Source organism: Rhodococcus sp. P4_E4 (assembly GCF_056401575.1).
This window is the reverse complement of sequence record NZ_JBFUJB010000021.1, coordinates 106,666-126,962: the sequence shown is the minus strand read 5'-3', so window position 1 is coordinate 126,962 and position 20,297 is coordinate 106,666. Positions and strand designations below refer to the sequence as shown.

Below are 20,297 nucleotides of genomic sequence, written 5' to 3'. Positions count from 1 at the left end.
TGAACAATCACCGACGAAAAATACTCACACCACACACAAACCAACCAAACCCCAAGAGGCGGTTGATCATTCGCGGATGTGAAGTACCAAAAAATATTTGGCACTGACATTCATCGACACACTGTTGAGTTCTCAAAGAACACGCACACTCCATCGCTTCAAACTGGTTGAAAGCTCCGGGGCAAGGGTTACAATCTTAGCTTGTTCGCTCCCAGGAAGCAAGTTCCCGTTGAGCGTGAATGTCTCCGACTTCGTCCAACCGCGTGTCCCCGGCCTCTCGGTCGGGGTTGGTGTCCGTGTCGCTCTGACTTGGACAAAGTTACGCGAATGAAAACTGAGCGTCAAACGTGCAGGTCGCAGGTGTTCGCCAGGTTAAATCCGCTGGTAGCCCGCCCGCAGGCGGGCCACCAACGGCCACAGGAGCCCCGCGAGACAACTGTGACCCCACACACGTCAGTTCGAAAGTATTTTCACGCCGGCGAAATTGCGCTTTCCGCGCCGGACGACCAACCAGCTGCCGTGAAGCAGATCGGATGCGGCGGGCTCCCAGTCGTCGGCCGACACCTTCTGGTTGTTCACCGAAGCGCCGCCTTCCTTCACTGCGCGTCGAGCAGCTCCTTTGCTCTCACACAAACCGCTCGTCACAAGCAGATCGATGATCGTGCGCGGCTCCCCCGGCGCCAATTCGCTGACAGATGCTTCCTTCAGCGCCGCGGCGAGCGTCGACTCGTCGAGTTCCGCCAATTCCGCCTTGCCGAACAACGCCTGGCTGGCGAGCTCGACGGCGCGAGTGTTGTGTTCTCCGTGAACCAAGGTCGTCATCTCGGCGGCCAATCGCTTCTGCGCTTCGCGCGCATGCGGACGCTCCGCTGTTGCAGTCTCCAACTCCGCGAGTTCGTCTGCGGTCAGGAACGTGAACCAGCGCAGGTACTTGATCACGTCGGCGTCGCCGGTGTTCACGAAGTACTGGTACCACGCGTACGGGCTGGTCATCTCGGGGTCGAGCCACAAGCTTCCGCCACCGGTCGACTTTCCGAACTTCTTCCCATCAGCCGAGGTCACCAGCGGAACGGTCATTGCGTGAACACTCTCGCCGTCGACACGACGGTTGAGTTCGACGCCCGCGATGATGTTGCCCCACTGATCGGACCCACCGACCTGCAGAGTGCAGCCGAGATCGCGTCGCAAGTGCAGGTAGTCGTTGGCTTGGAGCAGCATGTAGCTGAACTCGGTGTACGACATCCCGTCCGACTCGAGACGACGCTTCACGGTGTCACGCGCAAGCATGACGTTCACAGAGAAGTGTTTGCCGACATCACGCAGGAAGTCGATGGCCGACATCTTGCCGGTCCAGTTCATATTGTTCTCGATGACCGCACTCGTCGGTGAATCGTCGAAATCCACGAATCGTTCGAGCTGACCACGGATGCGACCTGCCCAGTCCGCGACAGTATCGGCGGAGTTCATCGTCCGTTCCCCGACGTCACGGGGATCACCGATCAGGCCTGTTGCACCGCCGGCAAGAACGATCGGACGGTTACCGGCACGCTGAAACCGCTTGAGCGCGAGGAGCGGAACCAGGTGACCTGCGTGCAGGCTCGGTCCGGTCGGGTCGAAGCCCGCATACAACGTGACCGGTCCGGCCTCGAGATCTTTACGCAAAGCGTCGAGATCAGTTGATTGGGCGATCAGCCCACGCCAGGTCAGTTCGTCGAGAATATTCTCAGTCACGGACTCGATCATCCCATCTTCACGAAATGACCGGCGCTCGCGGGCTTCGGCGGTACGCGGACACCGCTCGCGAGTCCGGAATCCAGAGGCGCCACGGGACCTCGGCCGCAGTACTGACCCCCACCCGCGGTCCACTGACCCATTCCTTCGACTCCCCCAATTCGAGCCGAACCCGCGAAGCGGGGTTGAACACGTCTGTTCCGTTGTCCGCCAACGTGATTGCAACGGAAGCGCCGAGATTACCTGGCCCTCTGGCCCATTGGTGAGATGGTCGATCCGGCGATCTCCGAGCCGACACCACATCGTGACCGGCCTCGATTTCGGCCGCTCGGAGCAGAACACCACCCGCGACACCATCCGGGCCGTACGAGATGTTCATACAAAAGTGCATTCCGTAGCTGCGGTAGACGTAGAGACGGCCCGCCCGCCCGAACATCACGCTGTTCCGCGGCGTTTGCCCCCGATACGAATGTGCTGCCGGATCTGGCCAGGGCCCGTCCTTCTCCCCTCCGTACGCCTCGACCTCGACAATCCTCAGCGAGATGTCGTCGACGATCAAGGTCGAGCCGAGAATTGTCAGGCCCGCTTCCAACGGGTTCTTCACATTTTCCAAGGTCTCGATACTCACCCTTCGATTGTGCCCACGCCGTTGACTCATCGGTCGGCCGAGTCGCATAATTCAACAAGTGATGAATTATTGAAATGAGGCGAACCGTGACCACCACGCCGGCAATAGACATCCGCGGACTACGAGTCATTCGCGGCAAGCACGAAGTTCTTCACTCACTCGACCTGCAGGTTTCGGCAGGATCGATCACCGGACTGCTCGGCCCGTCCGGCTGCGGCAAGACAACCCTGATGCGCGCGATAGTCGGAACCCAGATCGTCGAAAGTGGTGAGGTCAGAGTCCTGGGCGACCTCGCGGGGTCCGTTGCCCTTCGCCGCCGGGTCGGATACGTCACCCAATCCCCCAGCGTGTACGGCGACCTGACGGTCACTCGAAACGTCCAGTACTTCGGAGCTCTGTACGGCAAGTCCGGCGCAGACGTCGCAGCAGCGGTCGACGCCGTCGGATTGAGCCGATACGCCGACCGGACCGCCGCCGATCTGTCCGGAGGTCAACGCGGTCGAGTCTCGCTGGCATGCGCGTTGGTGGCATCACCTGATGTGTTGATCCTCGACGAACCGACCGTCGGTCTCGATCCGGTGCTTCGTGTCGAATTGTGGGAACGATTTGCCGACCTTGCTCGCAGCGGAACCACCCTGTTGGTCTCCAGCCACGTCATGGATGAGGCCGACCACTGCGCTGAACTGATCCTGATGCGAGACGGGCATCTCCTCGCTCAACTCACACCCGATGAATTGCGCGCCAAAACCAGATGTGAACGCCTCGAGGACGCCTTCCTCGAGCTGATTCGGACTTCACCCGTCGGAGGCGAAATATCATGAGCATCAGGATCTTCGGTGCTACGACCGTACGCATTCTGCTTCAGCTCCGCCAGGACCATCGCACGGTGGCCATGATCTTGTTGGTCCCGTCGTTGTTGATGATTTTGCTGTATTTCCTCTACCAAGACGTACCCACGCCGCCCGGCCAGGTTTCACTGTTCCAACGGGTGGCGATCACCATGCTGGGAATCTTGCCGTTTGTAGTCATGTTCCTGGTCACGTCCATCGCCATGCAGCGCGAACGCAGTTCAGGAACACTCGAACGCCTGCTCACCACACCGATGGGCAAACTCGATCTTCTGGCGGGATACGGCGCGGCATTTTCGCTCTCGGCCGCCGCTCAGGCAGCTCTCGCGTGCGCGGTTGCTTTCGGATTTCTCGGACTCACCATCGCCGGCAGTCTTGCCTGGGTCATCGTCATTGCAGTTCTCGGCGCAATACTCGGCGTTGCGCTCGGCCTGTTGGCCAGCGCATTCGCGAAGACCGAGTTCCAAGCGGTGCAGTTCATGCCGGTAGTTGTGGTCCCCCAACTGTTCCTCTGTGGACTCCTGGTGCCCCGCGATCAATTGCCGACCTGGCTCGAATGGATCAGCAACGTCCTCCCCTTGAGCTACGCCGTCGACGCACTTCAGCAAGTGTCGATGCATGCCGACGCGACGGGTCAGATGTGGCGTGATCTCGCCGTCATGGCGGGCTTCGCCGCCGCAGCACTCTCGCTGGCCGCGGCAACACTCGATCGCCGCACTCCATGACCGACAACGACACGGCGCCCGCACCGGCACCGATTCGTTCGGGGCGACGACCGGGCAAGTCGGAGACTCGCGCGCAGATCCTCGATTCGGCGCGACGGGCGTTCTCCCAGAACGGTTTTCGACGAACAACCGTTCGATCGATAGCTGCGGCCGCTGACGTCGATCCGGCCATGATTCATCATCATTTCGGAAGCAAGGAGCAGTTGTTCACCGCTGCGATCGCGCTACCGATCGATCCAGTCCAGGTATTGGGACCGGTTCACGCCTCTCCGACCGAAAATCTCGGCGAAAATCTACTCAGAGCAGTGATCGGGCTGTGGGAATCGGAACACCAGCCGGCGATTCTGGCGGCTTTTCGATCGGCGGTTTCCGGCGACGGATCGCAGCTGATCCAGAGCTTTCTGCTCGATGTCGTATTGCGCGACATCATTCCGCGGGTGGACACACCACCTGGTACCGGCTTGATCAGAGCGGAATTGGTGGCATCTCAGATGGCCGGACTGCTGGTCACGCGATATGTGCTCGGACTCGAACCACTCGCATCATTGAGCGTTGACGCTTTGGTACCGCTGGTGGCTCCGAACCTCCAGCGGTACCTGACCGGTGAATTACCGATCTAGCCTTCAGCCCGCGCGAGCAACTTCTCGTGCTCGTCGTCCGCCACATCGCGTGCCTCGTCGATCAACAGAACTGGAATGCCGTTCTCGATCGGGTATGCACGCCGCAGGCGCGGGTTGTAGAGCAACTCGTCCCCGACCAGCAACAGCGGGCCTTTGTCCTGGGGGCAGGCCAAAATGCTTAGCAACGTCGAATCAATAGCCACGTGAGTCCTCTCGAACCGATCAAACAGAATGTCCTCAGGCTACCGTGCTCCGGTGCCCACCCTCGTCGGCATCAACTGCGCGGCAATTGCCTTGGTCAGCCGCTTGTACGACTGCGTCTCGGAATCGAGGAACCAGGTCCGTGGTCCTGGCGCCGGCAATCCGGCGGCAGCTAACGCAGTGGAGCTCGGACGGTACGACGAACCCACCGGGATCTCGTCTACCACGTGCACGATATCCGGGCGCGCATCAAAAGCGATGCGCGAGAGAGCCTCCGCAAGCTCGGCGGAACGGAACTGCCGCCCCGGACGCCATGTCACGGCAGCGACCGCCAGCTGATGCGGCGCGTCACCGACGCCGTATGCGACGGCAAGATCCACCCGCGCCACACTCGACAACGCGTCGACGATCGGCTGGGTGAACACGGGACCGCGGAGCGTCGAAATGACCGTGTTCTTGTGATCGATCAGCCAGTAGTCGCCGTCGGCGTCCCGGCGGAAGAGATTCTCCGTGGGAATCCACGAATCACCCGCTTGGAAGAGTCCCCGCATGGCTCCGCCCGAGAGATCGGCAGTGAATCCCGCGCGCCCGAGTAGCAACCCGACTTCGTCTTCGGCGCACTCACGGACAAATCCGTTTCCATTTTCGAGGAGCCGACCACTCAGCGGGTCGTATGCCGCCAACCGCACCTGCGCGCTACCCGGCAACGGGCGGCCCTTGGAACCAACTTTGGAGCCCGCGACATTGGCAAGAATCACGTCACCTTCGGTCGACGCATAGAACTCGAGCACCTGCGCGGGGTCGAACGCCTCCGTGGTCCGCTTCCACAGCCCGTGAGGCATTCCCGAACCGATGAACAGTCGGACCGGATGGCTACCGTCGATGAGAAGAAGATCCTCGTCGAGGATCTCGCGCATCATCGACCACGTGTAACTCACGACGGTCACACCGTAGCGGTGGATTTCCTCGACGAATCGAGCCGGATTCAGTCCGCGTGAGAGCGCAATCCGTGAGCCACCGGCCATGGCGCCACCGATGGTCGCGAGCAGACTCGACGAATGATGGAGTGGTGCAAGGCAGTACACGGTGTCACCGCGATCGAGATCTGCCGCCGTGGCCGTTCCGAAGGCAGACAGTGCCCACCGGTAGTTGGTGATCTGCTTGGCTTCGAGCACACCGCCCGATTCCGCAAAGATGATGAATGCGAGTTCACGGGCGACCCCGGGATCCGGCCGGTACCAACCGGGCAGATTGACCTTCGTCGGATCGATTTGTTCGAGATCGATCACGTCGTGTGACGGATCCACCTCGAGTCCGCGGGCATCGCCGCCGCCGAGTACCAAGACCGGCCTACCGGTAACCACTGCAGCGTCGACGTTCTCCGGATCGGTAATGATCCGATCAACCGATCCCAACTTGACCGCCGCCGAGATGTCGGACCCCGGCGGAAGCATGACGGCAACGGCACCGAGGCGCGACAGGGCCGCGATGGCCGCGAGCGCGCTGGGGCGGGTCTCCATCAGGACACCGACGTGCGCTGCCGGACGTACTCCCACAGAAATCAATCCACGCACGACATTGTCGATGCGGGCGTTGACCGCTTCATAGGTGTGCACACGATTGTCGAAGAGGAAGCACTCGCCGTTCGGTGCTTTTCGACGCTGCTCCGCGAGCAATTGACTCAGCGAGATCTTGGTGTGTGGCTGAATTTGGTTGAGTCGCGCAAGACGTGGCAACGCGCGTGCCGCTTCACCGGACAATTCGAAAGTCCCGCGCAACGCACCGGCTGCAAGGTCACTGATTCCTTTGGTGACTCCTGCACCTACTTCAGCGACCGAGGCGACGGTGTGGATGATCCGATTGCTGATCGACACACCGGTCTGGTCTTCGAGGTCGGCGCCGTAGACCATGTTCGCGATACGGTCCGGGAGGGGTCCACCCGTCTCGGTCCACTGCACGAATTCACCGGTGGTCGGCCAGGTGTGATTGGCTGCGGTGGAACCGACAACCAATCCGAAATGACCTGCGCGCAAGGTAGATTCGTAGACCTTGGCCCGCGGCGCTGCCTGGCTGATCCCGCGAACCGCCTGAGGTTGACCGATGTCGTCGACCTCGCCGACGAATGCCAGGATGGGGCAGGTGATCTCGGCGAGCGAGACCAATTGATCCTTGATGACAAAACCACCGGTCATCATTCGGTTGTGCACGATGAACTGCTTGAGCAGTTCGGCAACCGCGGGCCCGGACCACGCGACCCAACCCTCGGTCGCGAGGAAGCGTCGCTGCTGCTCCCTCGGCAGCAAAGCCTCACGGTCGTGCAGTTGAAGCAGGAAGTCGACGCGCATCTTCAACGTCTTCACGGGATCGAGCAACTGGAACCCGGTGCGAGCCATCCACCCGGTGACCGCCAGGCGATTGAAGACGTGATCGGCGAGGAAATCCGCACCCTTGGTGGCCAATCCGGCCGGGATACCGAAGGGCAACGCGGCGAGTGTGTCAACCGGACTGCCGAAGGTGATGACGCTGGCGATGTTTCGACTACGCCGATACGCGGCAGCTTGATAGGCAAACATGCCGCCCTGCGAATAGCCGGAGATGTGAACATCTTTACCGGTGTGACGGTGGATGTGGTCGATGATGTCGCTGAGAGCGATGATGTGATCGGCGAGATTGCGATCCCAACCGCCCTCTTCGGAGTCGGGCGAACCAAAATCGACTACCCAGGGGTCCAGGCCCATCTCGTGCAGAATTCCCACAGCACCCTGGTCGCGGGTCACGTCGTACACGTTCGCCGACATCATCATCGGCGGGATCAGCACGATCGGTGCACCGACGGTTTCCGGATCGCTGTCCGGGAAGTAGCGGCGAAGCCGGTACATCGCAGCGCGCTCGACGATCTCGAACGGCGACGTGGTCGCATCCGTTTCCAGCCCACCCAACCGGACGACCTCGAGGCCGTTTTGTGCTGTCGCAACCACCCGACGAATCGGGCCCAGCACAGACTTGGAATTCAATCCCACCATTTCACTCCCAAGTTACTCACCATGTGACGTCAGTCTCATTTTTCCCGCGCGCGGGAGCAAATTCTGCTCCCTGACCGCGTACGACCGAAGGACTACTGCCGAAAAGAGAGAGGAAACACTCGTGACCGCAAGGTCAGAGGGTCCATTCCCGCAGCGACTGCGCCACTGCTCGGACTCCGTCCAACTGTTCTGCTACCCGCACCCCCGCGGTGCCGCCTCGCGCATTACGCGAAGCGATGGAACCCTCGACTGTCAGCACCTCACGAACAGCGGGAGTCAGCGCACTGTCGACGCCGGCCAGTTCCTCGTCCGTGAGATCTTCGAGTCCGACGCCTCGCGCTTCGGCGACACGCACACACGCTCCAGCAGCCTCGTGTGCAACCCGGAACGGCACGCCCTGGCGCACCATCCACTCCGCGATGTCGGTGGCCAACGTGAACCCTGCCGGAGCAAGTTCCGCCATACGCGCGGTGTGGAACTCGAGAGTCTGCACCAGGCCGGTGATGGCCGGGAGCAACATCTCCAGCTGCGCAACCGAGTCGAAGACCGGTTCCTTGTCCTCTTGCAGATCGCGGTTGTACGCCAGCGGCTGAGCCTTGAGCGTCGCCAGCAGGCCGGTGAGGTTACCGATCAGACGACCAGACTTACCGCGCGTGAGTTCCGAAACATCCGGGTTTTTCTTCTGCGGCATGATCGACGAACCCGTCGACCACGCGTCGGCAAGCGTGATGTAACCGAATTCCGGTGTGCTCCAGATGATGATCTCTTCCGCCATGCGGGAGAGATCGACACCGATCATCGCAAGCACGAACGCTGCCTCGGCCGCAAAATCACGCGAAGCGGTTGCGTCGATCGAGTTCTCGGCCGAGCTGTCGAACTTCAATTCCGCGGCAATGGCTTCGGGGTCGAGACCGAGCGAGGAACCGGCAAGTGCACCGGAACCGTACGGGGACACCGCAGCTCGCACGTCGAAGTCGCGAAGACGTTGCACGTCGCGCAACAGCGGATGCGCATGGGCGAGCAAATGATGTGCCAACAAGACCGGTTGAGCAGCCTGCAGGTGCGTCTTGCCCGGCATCACGGCATCCGGGTGAGCCCCGGCCTGAGTCGCCAATGCGTCGACCACGTCGAGAACACCGGTGGAGATACGGCGAACCGCATCGCGAAGCCACATGCGGAACAGCGTGGCCACCTGGTCGTTTCGCGAACGACCAGCACGCAGGCGTCCGCCGACCTCAGGCCCGACACGCTCGATCAGACCGCGTTCGAGTGCGCCATGTACGTCCTCGTCCGAATCACTCGGTCCGAAGGCACCACTGGCAACATCTGCCGCCAGACGGTCGAGACCGTCGAGCATTGTCACGAGGTCGGCCTCGCTGAGCAGGCCTGCCTTGTTCAGCACGCGAGCATGCGCCTGCGACGCCCGCACGTCGTACGGAGCGAGGACCCAGTCGAAGTGAGTCGACTTGCTCAGCGCCGCCATGGCAGCGGCCGGTCCGGACTCGAACCGTCCGCCCCACAGCGCGCCTTCGTTGGTGCCGTGTTTCTGAGCGTCTCCGTCACCGTGAGCCGTCATGGCTCAGAGTCCCAGATCGCGCTTCGCGGCGACCTTCGACGACAGACCGTGGATCTCGACGAAGCCCTTCGATGCGGACTGGTCGAAGCTGTCGCCCTCGTCGTACGTCGCGAGGTTGAAGTCGTAGAGCGACTCGGGGCTACGACGACCGTTGACGGTGATGGCTCCACCGTGCAGGAAGAGACGAATGTCGCCGGTGACGCGCTCCTGCGTCTTGTTGACGAACGTATCCAGTGCGTCCTTGAGCGGCGAGAACCAGAGGCCGTCGTAGACCAGCTCGGACCAACGCTGCTCCATCTGACGCTTGTAGCGACCGAGTTCGCGTTCGAGGGTGACGTGCTCGAGTTCCTGGTGCGCGGTGATGAGAACCATGGCTCCGGGAGCTTCGTAGATCTCACGGCTCTTGATGCCCACGAGACGGTCCTCGACGACGTCGAGGCGACCGACGCCCTGAGCGCCTGCGCGCTTGTTCAGTTCCTGGATGGCTTCGAGAACCGACACCGGGCGGCCGTCGATGGCAACCGGGCGACCCTTGTCGAAGCTGATGATGAGCTCGTCGGGCGCGTTCCAGTTGACCGTCGGGTCCTGGGTGTAGTCGTAGACGTCCTTCGTCGGTGCGTTCCACAGATCCTCGAGGAATCCGGTTTCGACGGCGCGGCCCCAGACGTTCTGGTCGATCGAGAACGGCGACTTCTTGGAGACGTTGATCGGGATGTTGTTCTCTTCGGCGAAGGCGATGGCCTTCTCGCGGGTCCAGGCGTAGTCGCGGACCGGTGCGATGACCTGAAGGTCGGGTGCGAGGGCGCCGAATCCGACCTCGAAGCGAACCTGGTCGTTGCCCTTACCGGTGCAACCGTGCGAGACGATGGTGCCGCCGTGCGAGCGTGCAGCTTCGACGATGTGCTTGACGATCAGCGGACGGCTGATGGCCGAGACCAGCGGGTAGCGGTCCATGTAGAGGGCGTTGGCCGCAATGGTCGGCAGGCAGTACTCGTCCGCGAACTCGTCGCGGGCGTCGACGACAACGGATTCGACTGCGCCGCAGTCGATCGCGCGCTGACGCACGACCTCCATGTCCTCGCCACCCTGCCCCAGATCGATGGCGACGGCGACAACTTCAGCGCCGGTCTCCTTACCGATCCAACTGATGGCAACAGAAGTGTCCAGCCCGCCCGAGTAGGCGAGTACGACGCGATCGGCCATGGTTTTTGTGCTCCTTCGGTTGAAAATCTCTATCAAAGAATAAGGGGTCAGGCGAGCGATTCGATCATGGCCGCGAGTTCCGCTCCGGAAAGCGGTTCTCGGGCCACCACGAAGATGGTGTCATCTCCGGCGATCGTTCCCACGATGTCGGGCATCGAGGACCGATCCAGTGCGCTCGCGAGGTAGTGCGCGGCTCCCGGCGGTGTCCGGAGAATCGCCATGTTGCCGCTGAAATCGGTGGAGACCAACAGCTCACCCAACAGCCGTGAGAGGCGGTCGGTACCGCCGGACACACCGCGTACCGGGTTCCCGTCCTCCGGCACCACGTAAACACCGGCGCCGCCGTCAGCGGCACGCAGTTTCACCGCTCCCAGCTCTTCGAGGTCACGCGAGAGGGTGGCCTGCGTCGCTTCGATGCCCTCGGCACCGAGCAACGCCGCCAACTCCGTCTGACTTCGGACGGGATGCGCCGCCAGCAGCGCGATGATGCGCGACTGGCGACCGGCCCGAGTGGGAGCGACGCTCACGCCTGGTCCAGTTGGGTTCGCTGTTCCAGCAGCCACACGAGCAACGCCTTCTGGGCGTGCAGACGGTTCTCCGCCTCGTCCCAGACGACGCTCTGGGGTCCGTCGAGAACCTCGTCGGTGACCTCTTCGCCGCGATGGGCCGGCAGGCAGTGCAGGACGACAGCCTTCGGATCTGCTTTGGCGAGCAGTTCCTTGTTGATCTGGAACGGGCGGAAAGGTCCGACCCGATCGAGCCCGTCGTTCTCCTGACCCATCGAGGTCCAGGTATCGGTGACCAACGCGTCGGCACCGACGACGCCGGCCTGCGGGTCCTGCGTCAGCGTGATGGTTGCACCGGTTTCCGCGGCGCGTGTGCGCGCTGCTGCTACTATCCAGTCCGCCGGTTCGAAGCCAGCGGGACTTGCGATGGTGACGTCGATGCCTGCGGTGACTCCGCCGAGCATCAGCGAGTGAGCCATGTTGTTGGCGCCGTCGCCCAGGTAGGTCAGCTTCAGTCCCTTGAGCTCACCCTTCTGCTCGATCAGCGTTTGCAGATCGGCCAGAACCTGACAGGGATGAAATTCGTCGGACAACGCATTGACGATGGGAATCGTTGCACCCGTTGCCATTTGCTCCAAGCGCTTCTGGCCGAACGTGCGCCACACGACGGCGTCGACATAGCGGGAGAGTACGCGTCCGGTGTCCGCCAACGTCTCTTCACGACCGAGTTGGGTACTGCGCCCGTCGACGACGACGGCGTGGCCGCCCATCTGCGCGATGCCCATCTCGAACGAGAAACGTGTACGCGTCGAGTTCTTCTCGAAGATGACGCCGACTCCGCGAGGACCCTCGAGTGGACGCCGAGCGAACGGGTCCTTCTTGAGAATCGCAGCGAGTTCCAGAACTTCGGCCTGCTGCGCCGGAGTCAGATCGTCGTCCCTGAGAAAGTGTTTCACCACGGTAGTCACTTCTCCCCCGGCTGGTCAGCCGATAGTGCACTGTCGAAGATGGCAGGTAGTGCTGCCACGAAGGTCTCGGCCTGCTCATCCGTGAGGATGAGCGGCGGCGCCAACCGGATCACTCCGGGTTGCGCTGCATTCACAAGGTACCCGGCTTCGCGCGCGGCATTTTCCACCGCCGGCGCGACGTCCTCGGTCAGCACGACACCCAGCAACAGTCCCGATCCCCGTACGTAGTCGACCAACGGATGGCCCAGATCTTCGATGCCCGCCGAGATCGATTTGCCCAAGCTGTCGGCGCGTGAGATCAGGTCTTCCGCTGCAATGGTTTTCAGCACGGCAAGCGCCGCCGCAGCGCACACCGGATTGCCACCGAACGTCGTACCGTGCTTGCCCGGTCCGAAGAACTCTGCCGTTGCTCCGGTCGCGATGCAGGCGCCGATCGGCATTCCGCCGCCGAGTCCCTTCGCAAGAGTGATGACGTCCGGCACGATGCCGACTGCCTGATGTGCGTAGAACCAGCCGGTCCGGCCGATGCCGGTCTGAACTTCGTCGAGTACGAGCAGCGCCCCGCGTTCGGCGGTGATCCGCCGAGCCTCGACTAGGTATCCCTCGGGTGGCACCACGACGCCGCCCTCACCCATGATCGGTTCGAGGAACACAGCAGCGGTGTCGGAATCGACTGCCCGCTCCAGTGCCTCGACATCGCCGTACGGCACGAACTCGACACCGGCGGGCATCGGTTCGAACGGCGCCCGCTTGGCCGGCTGACCCGTCAGAGCGAGTGCCCCCATCGTGCGACCGTGGAAAGAGCCCTCGGCCGCGATGATCTTCTTCCGGCCAGTAGCGCGAGCGAGCTTGAAGGCAGCCTCGTTCGCCTCGGTACCGGAGTTGCAGAAGAACGCGCGCCCGGTGACGTTGCCGAGATGAGCGAGCAACTGCTCGGCCAACTCGACGACCGGCTCGCTGGCGTACAGGTTGGAAACATGGCCGAGTGTCGACAACTGAGTAGTGACGGCTTCGACGACGGCCGGATGTCCGTGTCCGAGGATGTTGACGGCGATTCCAGCAAGGAAGTCGACGTACTGCTTGCCGTCGGCGTCGGTGAGTACGGCGCCGTCACCGCGGACGAGAGCAACCCGGGGTACGCCGTAATTGTTCATCAGCGAAGCGGACCACCGCTGCTGCAGATCGATCGTGCTCATGAAGTAGCTCCCTGCTGGGGACCGGCGACCGAGGAGCCGGGCACGACCATCGTGCCGATTCCTTCACCGGTGAAAAGTTCGAGTAGGACTGAATGTTCGAGCCGGCCGTCGATCACGTGCGCCGACGGCACACCTCCGCGCACCGCGCGAAGGCAGGCCTCCATCTTGGGCACCATGCCGGCATCGAGACTCGGCAACAACTGGGCAAGGGCGTCAGTGTCGATTTCGGTGGCCAGCGAGGATCGGTCCGGCCAATCGGTGTACAGGCCTTCGACGTCGGTGAGGACAACGAGCTTCTCGGCACCGATCGCCTCGGCCAGTGCGGCAGCGGCGGTATCGGCGTTGATGTTGTGGACGACGCCGTCGGCATCGGGCGCGATGGTCGAGACCACCGGAATGCGTCCTGCCGCAATGAGATCGAGTACCGCGTCTGGGTTCACGGTGGTGACGTCTCCGACCAGGCCGATGTCGGTCTGCTCCCCCTCGACCGCAACAGTGCGTCGAGTAGCGGTGAACAGGTGCGCATCTTCACCGGAGATACCGACCGCGTACGGACCGTGCGCGTTGATCAGGCCGACGAGTTCACGGCCCACCTGACCGAAGAGCACCATCCGGACGACGTCCATCACCTCGGGCGTCGTGACCCGGAAACCACCGCGGAACTCACCCTTCATGCCAAGGCGTGCCAGCATCGCGTTGATCTGCGGGCCGCCGCCGTGCACGACGACGGGGTGGATGCCGACAGTCCGCAGGAACGCCATGTCCGCGGCGAAGGCGGTCTTGAGTGTCTCGTCGATCATGGCGTTTCCGCCGTACTTGACCACGACCACCTTGTCTCGGAATCGCTGCAGCCACGGCAGCGCGTCGGCGAGGACATGCGCCTTCTGATGCTCGCTGATCACGGGATACGTCTCGGTCATGACGAGTACGCCGAGTTCTCTTCGACGTACGCGTGCGAGAGGTCCGTGGTGCGAATGCTCACGGACTCGTTGCCGATTCCCAGGTCGATGTCGAGTTCGATGTCGATCCCGCTCAGGTCCACCTCACGCGCTCCCGGAGCGCCGACGCCGTCGATGCAGACGGGACTCCCGTTGAAGGACACACTGATTCGATCGGGATCGAGCTCGATGGGAGCGATACCCACTGCTGCGAGGACGCGGCCCCAGTTCGGATCGGATCCGAACAGTGCCGTCTTGACCAGGCTGTCGCGGGCGATGGTCCGGGCGCCGATCAACGCATCGGACTCGGACGCTGCGCCGCGAACCGTCACCTTGACCCGCTTGGTGACGCCCTCGGCGTCTGCCATCAACTGATCCGCGAGATCGTCGCACACTGCCAAGACCGCGGCGTTGAGTTCGTCCTGGGTCGGTGTGACACCGCTGGCGCCGGAGGCCAACAGGAGCACCGTGTCGTTGGTGGACGTGGCGCCGTCGACGTCGAGGCGATCGAAGCTCAGGTGGGTGGCGGCGCGCAGAGCGGTATCGAGCTGCTCGGCCGTTGCGACAGCATCGGTCGTGACGACGCACAGCATCGTCGCCAGTGCGGGCGCGAGCATGCCTGCACCCTTGGCCATTCCGCCGACGTTCCACTTGTTCGCGTGGTGCAGCGACGCCTGCTTCGGCACGGTATCGGTGGTCATGATCGCGTACGCCGCGTCGGTACCGCCGGAGATTCCGCCGGCGAGTTCGTGCACTACCTCGGTGACACCGGGGATCAGCTTGTCCATGGGCAAGCGGTCACCGATCAGGCCGGTCGAACAGACGGCGACCTCGATCGCGCCCGTCTCGGTTCCCCAGTTGCTCAGTGCCGAGGCAACTTCCTCGGCAGTCTTGTGCGCATCCTGGAATCCACCCGCGCCGGTACACGCGTTTGCGCCGCCCGAGTTGAGCACGACCGCGCGCAGCTTGCCCGTCGTCAAAACCTGCTGAGACCACAGCACCGGAGCAGCCTTGACCTTGTTCAGGGTGAAGACGCCGGCAGCGGCCAGATCGGGTCCCTCGTTGAGCACCAATGCGAGGTCCGACTTGCCACTCTTCTTGATACCGGCAGCAATTCCGGCACCGCGGAATCCGGCAGGTGCGGTAACGCCCTGTGTGCGGAGCAGACGTCCCCCGGCGACGTGAACCACGTCTGCAACTGTCGCGTCAGGCTCGGTTGCGTTGTCGATCTGCTGCGGATTGTCGGTGCTCACGGAGCTACTCCCACGGTAGAGAGACCTGCGGTCTCGGGTAGGCCAAGGGCGAGATTCATCGATTGCACCGCGCCACCGGCGGTGCCCTTGGTGAGATTGTCGATTGCCGAGATGACAACGAGCTGACCGGCGTCGGCGTCAACGGTGACCCCGATCTGCACGGCATTGGATCCGATCACGGCACCGGTCTGCGGGAAGACTCCGGCAGGCAGCACGTGGATGAACGGCTCGTCGTTGTATGCCTTTTCGTAGATTTCGCGCGCTTGCTCTTCGGTGGCCGTGGTGGCTGCCGTGCAGGTCGCGAGGATGCCGCGCGGCATGGGCGCGAGGACTGGAGTGAAAGAAACACTGATGTCCTTGCCGCCTGCGGCCGAAAGATTCTGAATGATCTCAGGGGTGTGGCGATGGACACCTCCGACACCGTATGCGCGGACGGAGCCCATGACCTCGGAACCCAGCAGATCGGCCTTCGGCGCCCGGCCGGCGCCCGAAGTGCCACTGACCGCAACCACGTTCACGTGTGAGTCCACGATCCCCGCGGCAACGGCGGGGGCCAGCGCGAGGCTCGCTGCCGTCGGGTAGCAGCCCGGAACGGCAATGCGGGTTGCGCCTACCAATTTCTCACGGGCACCGGGCAATTCAGGAAGACCGTATGGCCAGGTACCGGCGTGAGTGCTCTTGTAGTACTTCTCCCAGGCTGCGGGATCCTGCAGCCGGAAGTCCGCGCCGCAGTCGATGATGACCGTCGACTCGGGCAGCAACTTGGCGTACTGAGCCGAATTTCCATGTGGGAGACCGAGGAAGACGACGTCGTGACCCGAGAGGATTTCGACAGTGGTCTCTTCGAGTACCCGCGAAGAGAGTGGGAGCAAGTGCGGATGATGCTCACCAAGCGTCGAACCAGCGTTGCCACCGGCGGTCAGCGAACCGATCACCAGACTGCCGTCGGCGTAGGACGGGTGCCCGAGGAGCAGACGCAGAACCTCACCACCGGCGTACCCACTGGCGCCGGCAACGGCGACTCTGATCGGCTTGCGTGCGTTCTCGGTCGTACCACCTTCAGTCATGTCACACAGTATGCATCATTGTGCATCGGAATGCATAATTACTTACCCATGGATCGCCGGATCTCCTCGAGCTTGGCTTTTGCGGCCTTCTGGCGCTCGTCCCACTGCTCGTCCACGGACTTTCCGGCAGGACTCTCGTGTGCCAATTCGGCCGAACCTATGGAAGTACCGAAGCGCCCCTCTATCTTCTCCCGAACACGGTCGAAAGTGGGGACTCCCCCTTCGGTGTAGTCGGGTTCGGGAATTCTCGGGTCGGTCGCAAGTACCACCGGGACGTCGATGATCTCGTCGACCTCCACAACGGTGTCGGGCAGTTCGACTTCTTCGGCGTCGGTGATCGTGTTGTCGTCCTCTACACGGTGCGGCTCGAGGCTCGCGGCATCGGTGTCCACCACGGAAAGAAGGACCGACAAGCTCGGACGACGCTCGACCACTGCGCGGACGACCGCGAGGAAGTCCTTGTCGTCGAGTGCACTGGCGGCCTCGACTACCTGGTGCACGGAACCATCGTGCTCGGACCCATCATGTTCGGGCCCATCATTTCGTGACACTGTCAGTCCCTTCTCGAAATGCCGACGGACAACTCCGATCCTTCCACGACTGTCTGCCGAAGGGGTCAGCGTGAGGCGAGGTAAGCGGCAAACGCGTCCTCGCTCGAATATTCGGGGACGTACCCGAACTGTTCCTTGAGCCGCCGATTGTCGAGAACGGGTCGGTACTGGAGAAATCCGACGCGCTCCGGACCGTGTTCCGTTACGCCCAATCGCCGTCCGACGCGTAGAACGCCTCGCAACAGCCATGCAGGAAGCGTCACCGTGCGCTTGCCCATCCGGGAAGCCAACTCGTCGACGGTCAACGAGCCGTCGCCCGCGACGTTGAAGATGCCCACTTGGTTTCCGGTCACGGCCTCCGCAAAAGCGCCCGCGACATCGGTGTGCCAGACGAACACGAAGGGGCTGTCGCTCCCGGCAACCTTGAGCAGCTTGCGGCGATCGAACAACGCGGTGATCTGATTGTCGACGCTCTCACCCAAGATCGTGCCGATCCGGAAGACAACTTGTTCCAACTCCGGGTGTTCGACGCGATATTCGGCGAGCATCTCTTCGACCAGGCGTTTGTGGCGACTGTAAGTGAATTCGTCGTTGCCTCGGACAGGTACGTCCTCGGTGATCCACGGTGGGTTGTCGGAGTGGTAGCCGTACGCCGCTCCGGACGAAGACACGACGAGCCGTCCAACCCCGTGTTCGACGCAGGCCGCGAGCACGTTTCGTGTCCCGTCGACGTCGACGCGGTACTCCTGCTCTGCTGTCGTGTTCTTGCCGGGATTCACGATGGACGCAAGGTGGATCACGACGTTCGGTCGGTACTGACCGAACACCCGCCCCAATTCTGTGGGGTCGCAGACGTCCGCCCTAACGCGGCGGATGCGATCGTCCGGCGTGTCCTTGACGGTGAGGTCGACACAGACGACGGTGATGCCCTGCGCGATCAGTGCGTCGATGACAGCGGTACCCAGGAACCCGTTCCCGCCCGTGACGAGTGCGACGGTCATGCCGGTACCGCCTTTCGGGCGCGTCGCTTGGACCAGATCGTCGCCAGAGCCAGCCCGGCGATGATGTCCCAGATCCCCCACCAGCCGGCCACGACGGCCATGCCACCGAGCCCGTCGAAGAACGTGAACACCAGGCCAAGCCCCAGTCCGGCATTGCGGATGCCGACCTCGAAAGAGACGGCGCGACGGCTGTATTCGTTCAACCCGGTGACGGCGCCGCAGAAGTATCCCAGTGCGAGGGCAACCGTGTCGTGCAGGAAGACCGCGAGCAGTACCACCCCGATGTAGTCGACGAAGTACGACGCATTCCCTGACACACCCGCGACGATGAAGATCAACAACGCCACCAACGAACCGTTTTTCACCCACGGCTGCGCTTTCGCGGCGATCTCCGGGAACTTTTGTGCCACCCAGATGCCGAGAACGAACGGCACGCCGATGATCAGGGCGATTTGCGCGACCATCTCGAGCGCATTCAGGTTCACGGACTGCAACAGAGCGTCGGTCTCCGGGCGTCGGCTCCCCCAGAACGCGAGATTGAGCGGCATGAGGAAGATCGCGAGGACGTTCGACACCGCCGTCATGGACACCGAGAGTGCGACGTCGCCGCCCGCCCGGTGAGTCAGGACATTCGAGATATTGCCCGGCGGGCAGCACGCCACCAGGATCATGCCGAGCGCTACCGAGGGAGCGGGCGAGAGGATCAGCGTCAGCAGAAAAGTCACTGCCGGCAGCAGCAGGAACTGGGCAGCGATACCCACCGCCATCGCCTTGGGTTTGGTGAGCGCACGACGGAAGTCGTCGACCGAGGTGTCGAGGGCGATCCCCAGCATGATCGCGCCCAGCACCACGTTGAGGATCATCAACGATCCCGGGTTGAAGTTGAGCACCACGTCGTCGATCGGCATCACTGTCCTCCCTTCGTCAGAGCGGCATCGAGCAGTCCGATGTGCCGTCTGATCGCCGATCGGTAGGCGTCCTTGTTCACGTAGTAGGCCATTCGTCCCAGCTTCAGGTACTTGTATCCCCCGGACAGATCGGGAGGAGGACCGGCCGCCGCCGCCGAGAATTCCCGTGCCGCGGCGGGGGCTTCGGTACGTGCCATGATCAATTTGGCCAACAACTCGGCCTGCTCGAAACGGCCCTGCCACCCGAGACCGGATGCTTCGACCATGCCGAGAACAAAGAGATTGTCGTGGCGGCGACTCGCGACGTTGAGGAACAAGTCCGGGGCAGCACCCGACCAGTCCAGGTCCTCGCGCGCGATGAAGGGATAGTCGAGGTGATACCCCGTGGCGCAGAGAACGAGGTCGTAGTCGGCAGACGATCCGTCGACAAACCGCACCGTCTTCCCCTCGAACCGGTCGACGTCGGCGCGCACGTGCACGTCACCGTGCCCGATGTGGTGCAGGATCAACGAGTTCACAACCGGATGCGATTCGTAGATCTTGTAGTCCGGTGCCGGAAATCCGAACCGCACCGGATCTCCCGTGAACTGCTTGAGTACCAAGGTGTCGACGCGTTGTTTGATCCACGGCGGCAACGGCTTTCCCTGATTCAAGGTGTCCGAGGGTCGCCCGAACAGATACTTGGGGACGAAGTAGTAGCCTCGCCGAACGCTCAAATCGACGCACTCGGCCTGGTGGACGGCATCGACGGCGATGTCGCATCCACTGTTGCCCGCTCCGATGACCAGCACTCTCTTTTCGCGGAAGATCTCGGCGCTGCGGTACTCGCTCGTGTGCATCAACGTGCCGGTGAAGTCGCCCCGGAACGTCGGTATGTTCGGCTTCGACAGCGTTCCGTTCGCGATGATCACGCCTCGATACCGCGCGACTGAAGTCTCACCGCTGCGACTACGCGTGGTGACCTGCCACAGCGAATCGACCGGCGAAACGTCGATGACGGTAGTGCCGAAGGCAAAGTGCCTGCGAAGATCGTGGGTATCGGCGTAGTCGCGGAAATACTCGGCAAGTTCGATGTGGCTCGGGTAGTCGGCAACCGAATCCGCCATCGGGAACTCCGCGAATGCGGTGGTGCCCTTCGACGAAATGAGGTGCGCCGACTCGTAGACGGTGCTGTGCGGGTTGTCGATGTCCCAGAGCCCACCGACGTCGTCGTGGCTCTCGAAGCCGTCGAACGCTATGCCGGCTCGATCGAGGTTTCGCGCGCCGGCCAATCCAGACGGACCCGCTCCGATCAGCGCGTACTTGCCCTCTGTGCTCATGGGTCGAGCGTCGCAGATAGTTCGAATCTTGCGGC

At 62.6% G+C, this 20,297-nt stretch carries 19 protein-coding genes; 3 read left to right on the top strand and 16 right to left on the bottom strand.

Annotated features, from left to right (window positions below; translation table 11 throughout):
- Window positions 1-453 precede the first annotated feature (453 nt).
- Window positions 454-1,731 (bottom strand): tyrosine--tRNA ligase, encoded by a 1,278-nt coding sequence (tyrS, locus tag AC1DVN_RS23475; RefSeq protein WP_020907871.1) that lies wholly within the window; start codon window positions 1,729-1,731, stop codon window positions 454-456.
- A gap of 19 nt (window positions 1,732-1,750) precedes the next feature.
- Entirely contained in the window at window positions 1,751-2,359 is a 609-nt protein-coding gene (locus tag AC1DVN_RS23470) for a DNA-3-methyladenine glycosylase (RefSeq protein WP_020969717.1), read from the bottom strand.
- 86 nt (window positions 2,360-2,445) lie between these two features.
- Here AC1DVN_RS23470 and AC1DVN_RS23465 point away from each other — a divergent pair, with 86 nt between their 5' ends.
- The 3 genes from AC1DVN_RS23465 to AC1DVN_RS23455 are packed head-to-tail and all read left to right on the top strand — an operon-like array spanning window position 2,446 to window position 4,552.
- On the top strand, window positions 2,446-3,180 hold the full coding sequence (locus AC1DVN_RS23465) for an ABC transporter ATP-binding protein (RefSeq protein ID WP_020969718.1): 735 nt from the start codon (window positions 2,446-2,448) through the stop codon (window positions 3,178-3,180).
- Window positions 3,177-3,932: an ABC transporter permease gene (locus AC1DVN_RS23460; RefSeq protein ID WP_003944033.1), complete on the top strand. Its 756-nt coding sequence runs from the start codon at window positions 3,177-3,179 to the stop codon at window positions 3,930-3,932. The genes AC1DVN_RS23465 and AC1DVN_RS23460 overlap by 4 nt, the downstream gene beginning before the upstream one ends.
- Window positions 3,929-4,552, top strand: a complete 624-nt coding sequence (locus AC1DVN_RS23455) for a TetR/AcrR family transcriptional regulator (protein ID WP_047888968.1) — start codon at window positions 3,929-3,931, stop codon at window positions 4,550-4,552. Before AC1DVN_RS23460 ends, AC1DVN_RS23455 begins: the two co-directional genes overlap by 4 nt.
- On the opposite strand, the gene AC1DVN_RS23450 is transcribed toward AC1DVN_RS23455, so the two are convergent.
- From AC1DVN_RS23450 to AC1DVN_RS23385, 14 genes are all read right to left on the bottom strand, one after another.
- Window positions 4,549-4,755, bottom strand: coding sequence for a Trm112 family protein (locus AC1DVN_RS23450; RefSeq protein WP_003944045.1), 207 nt, complete (start codon window positions 4,753-4,755; stop codon window positions 4,549-4,551). The genes AC1DVN_RS23455 and AC1DVN_RS23450 overlap by 4 nt on opposite strands.
- Window positions 4,756-4,794: 39 nt before the next feature.
- The gene (locus AC1DVN_RS23445; protein ID WP_019748602.1) at window positions 4,795-7,776 is read right to left on the bottom strand and encodes an acyl-CoA synthetase; all 2,982 of its coding nucleotides are present in this window, start codon (window positions 7,774-7,776) and stop codon (window positions 4,795-4,797) included.
- A 133-nt stretch (window positions 7,777-7,909) separates the two neighbouring features.
- Entirely contained in the window at window positions 7,910-9,352 is a 1,443-nt protein-coding gene (gene argH, locus AC1DVN_RS23440; RefSeq protein ID WP_020907874.1) for an argininosuccinate lyase, read from the bottom strand.
- Window positions 9,353-9,355: 3 nt separating this feature from the next.
- Window positions 9,356-10,555, bottom strand: a complete 1,200-nt coding sequence (locus tag AC1DVN_RS23435; protein ID WP_007736221.1) for an argininosuccinate synthase — start codon at window positions 10,553-10,555, stop codon at window positions 9,356-9,358.
- A gap of 47 nt (window positions 10,556-10,602) precedes the next feature.
- The gene (locus AC1DVN_RS23430) at window positions 10,603-11,082 is read right to left on the bottom strand and encodes an arginine repressor (protein ID WP_020907875.1); all 480 of its coding nucleotides are present in this window, start codon (window positions 11,080-11,082) and stop codon (window positions 10,603-10,605) included.
- Entirely contained in the window at window positions 11,079-12,029 is a 951-nt protein-coding gene (gene argF / locus AC1DVN_RS23425; RefSeq protein WP_477994265.1) for an ornithine carbamoyltransferase, read from the bottom strand. Before argF ends, AC1DVN_RS23430 begins: the two co-directional genes overlap by 4 nt.
- Window positions 12,026-13,225 carry an acetylornithine transaminase gene (locus tag AC1DVN_RS23420; protein ID WP_070797303.1) on the bottom strand — a complete coding sequence of 400 codons (1,200 nt, stop codon included), beginning with the start codon at window positions 13,223-13,225 and terminating at the stop codon, window positions 12,026-12,028. The genes argF and AC1DVN_RS23420 overlap by 4 nt, the downstream gene beginning before the upstream one ends.
- The gene (argB, locus tag AC1DVN_RS23415) at window positions 13,222-14,145 is read right to left on the bottom strand and encodes an acetylglutamate kinase (RefSeq protein ID WP_019748607.1); all 924 of its coding nucleotides are present in this window, start codon (window positions 14,143-14,145) and stop codon (window positions 13,222-13,224) included. The genes AC1DVN_RS23420 and argB overlap by 4 nt, the downstream gene beginning before the upstream one ends.
- A complete protein-coding gene (argJ, locus tag AC1DVN_RS23410) occupies window positions 14,142-15,392 on the bottom strand; it encodes a bifunctional glutamate N-acetyltransferase/amino-acid acetyltransferase ArgJ (RefSeq protein WP_051720865.1) in 1,251 nt (416 codons plus the stop codon). Before argJ ends, argB begins: the two co-directional genes overlap by 4 nt.
- 20 nt (window positions 15,393-15,412) lie before the next feature.
- Window positions 15,413-16,483, bottom strand: a complete 1,071-nt coding sequence (gene argC / locus AC1DVN_RS23405) for an N-acetyl-gamma-glutamyl-phosphate reductase (RefSeq protein ID WP_019748609.1) — start codon at window positions 16,481-16,483, stop codon at window positions 15,413-15,415.
- Window positions 16,484-16,521: 38 nt separating this feature from the next.
- Window positions 16,522-16,983, bottom strand: a complete 462-nt coding sequence (locus AC1DVN_RS23400; RefSeq protein ID WP_416315361.1) for a hypothetical protein — start codon at window positions 16,981-16,983, stop codon at window positions 16,522-16,524.
- 116 nt (window positions 16,984-17,099) lie between these two features.
- Window positions 17,100-18,035, bottom strand: coding sequence for an SDR family oxidoreductase (locus tag AC1DVN_RS23395; protein WP_477994264.1), 936 nt, complete (start codon window positions 18,033-18,035; stop codon window positions 17,100-17,102).
- Window positions 18,032-18,943 (bottom strand): bile acid:sodium symporter family protein, encoded by a 912-nt coding sequence (locus AC1DVN_RS23390; RefSeq protein WP_477994263.1) that lies wholly within the window; start codon window positions 18,941-18,943, stop codon window positions 18,032-18,034. The genes AC1DVN_RS23395 and AC1DVN_RS23390 overlap by 4 nt, the downstream gene beginning before the upstream one ends.
- A complete protein-coding gene (locus AC1DVN_RS23385; RefSeq protein WP_477994262.1) occupies window positions 18,943-20,262 on the bottom strand; it encodes a flavin-containing monooxygenase in 1,320 nt (439 codons plus the stop codon). The genes AC1DVN_RS23390 and AC1DVN_RS23385 overlap by 1 nt, the downstream gene beginning before the upstream one ends.
- Window positions 20,263-20,297: the final 35 nt, after the last annotated feature.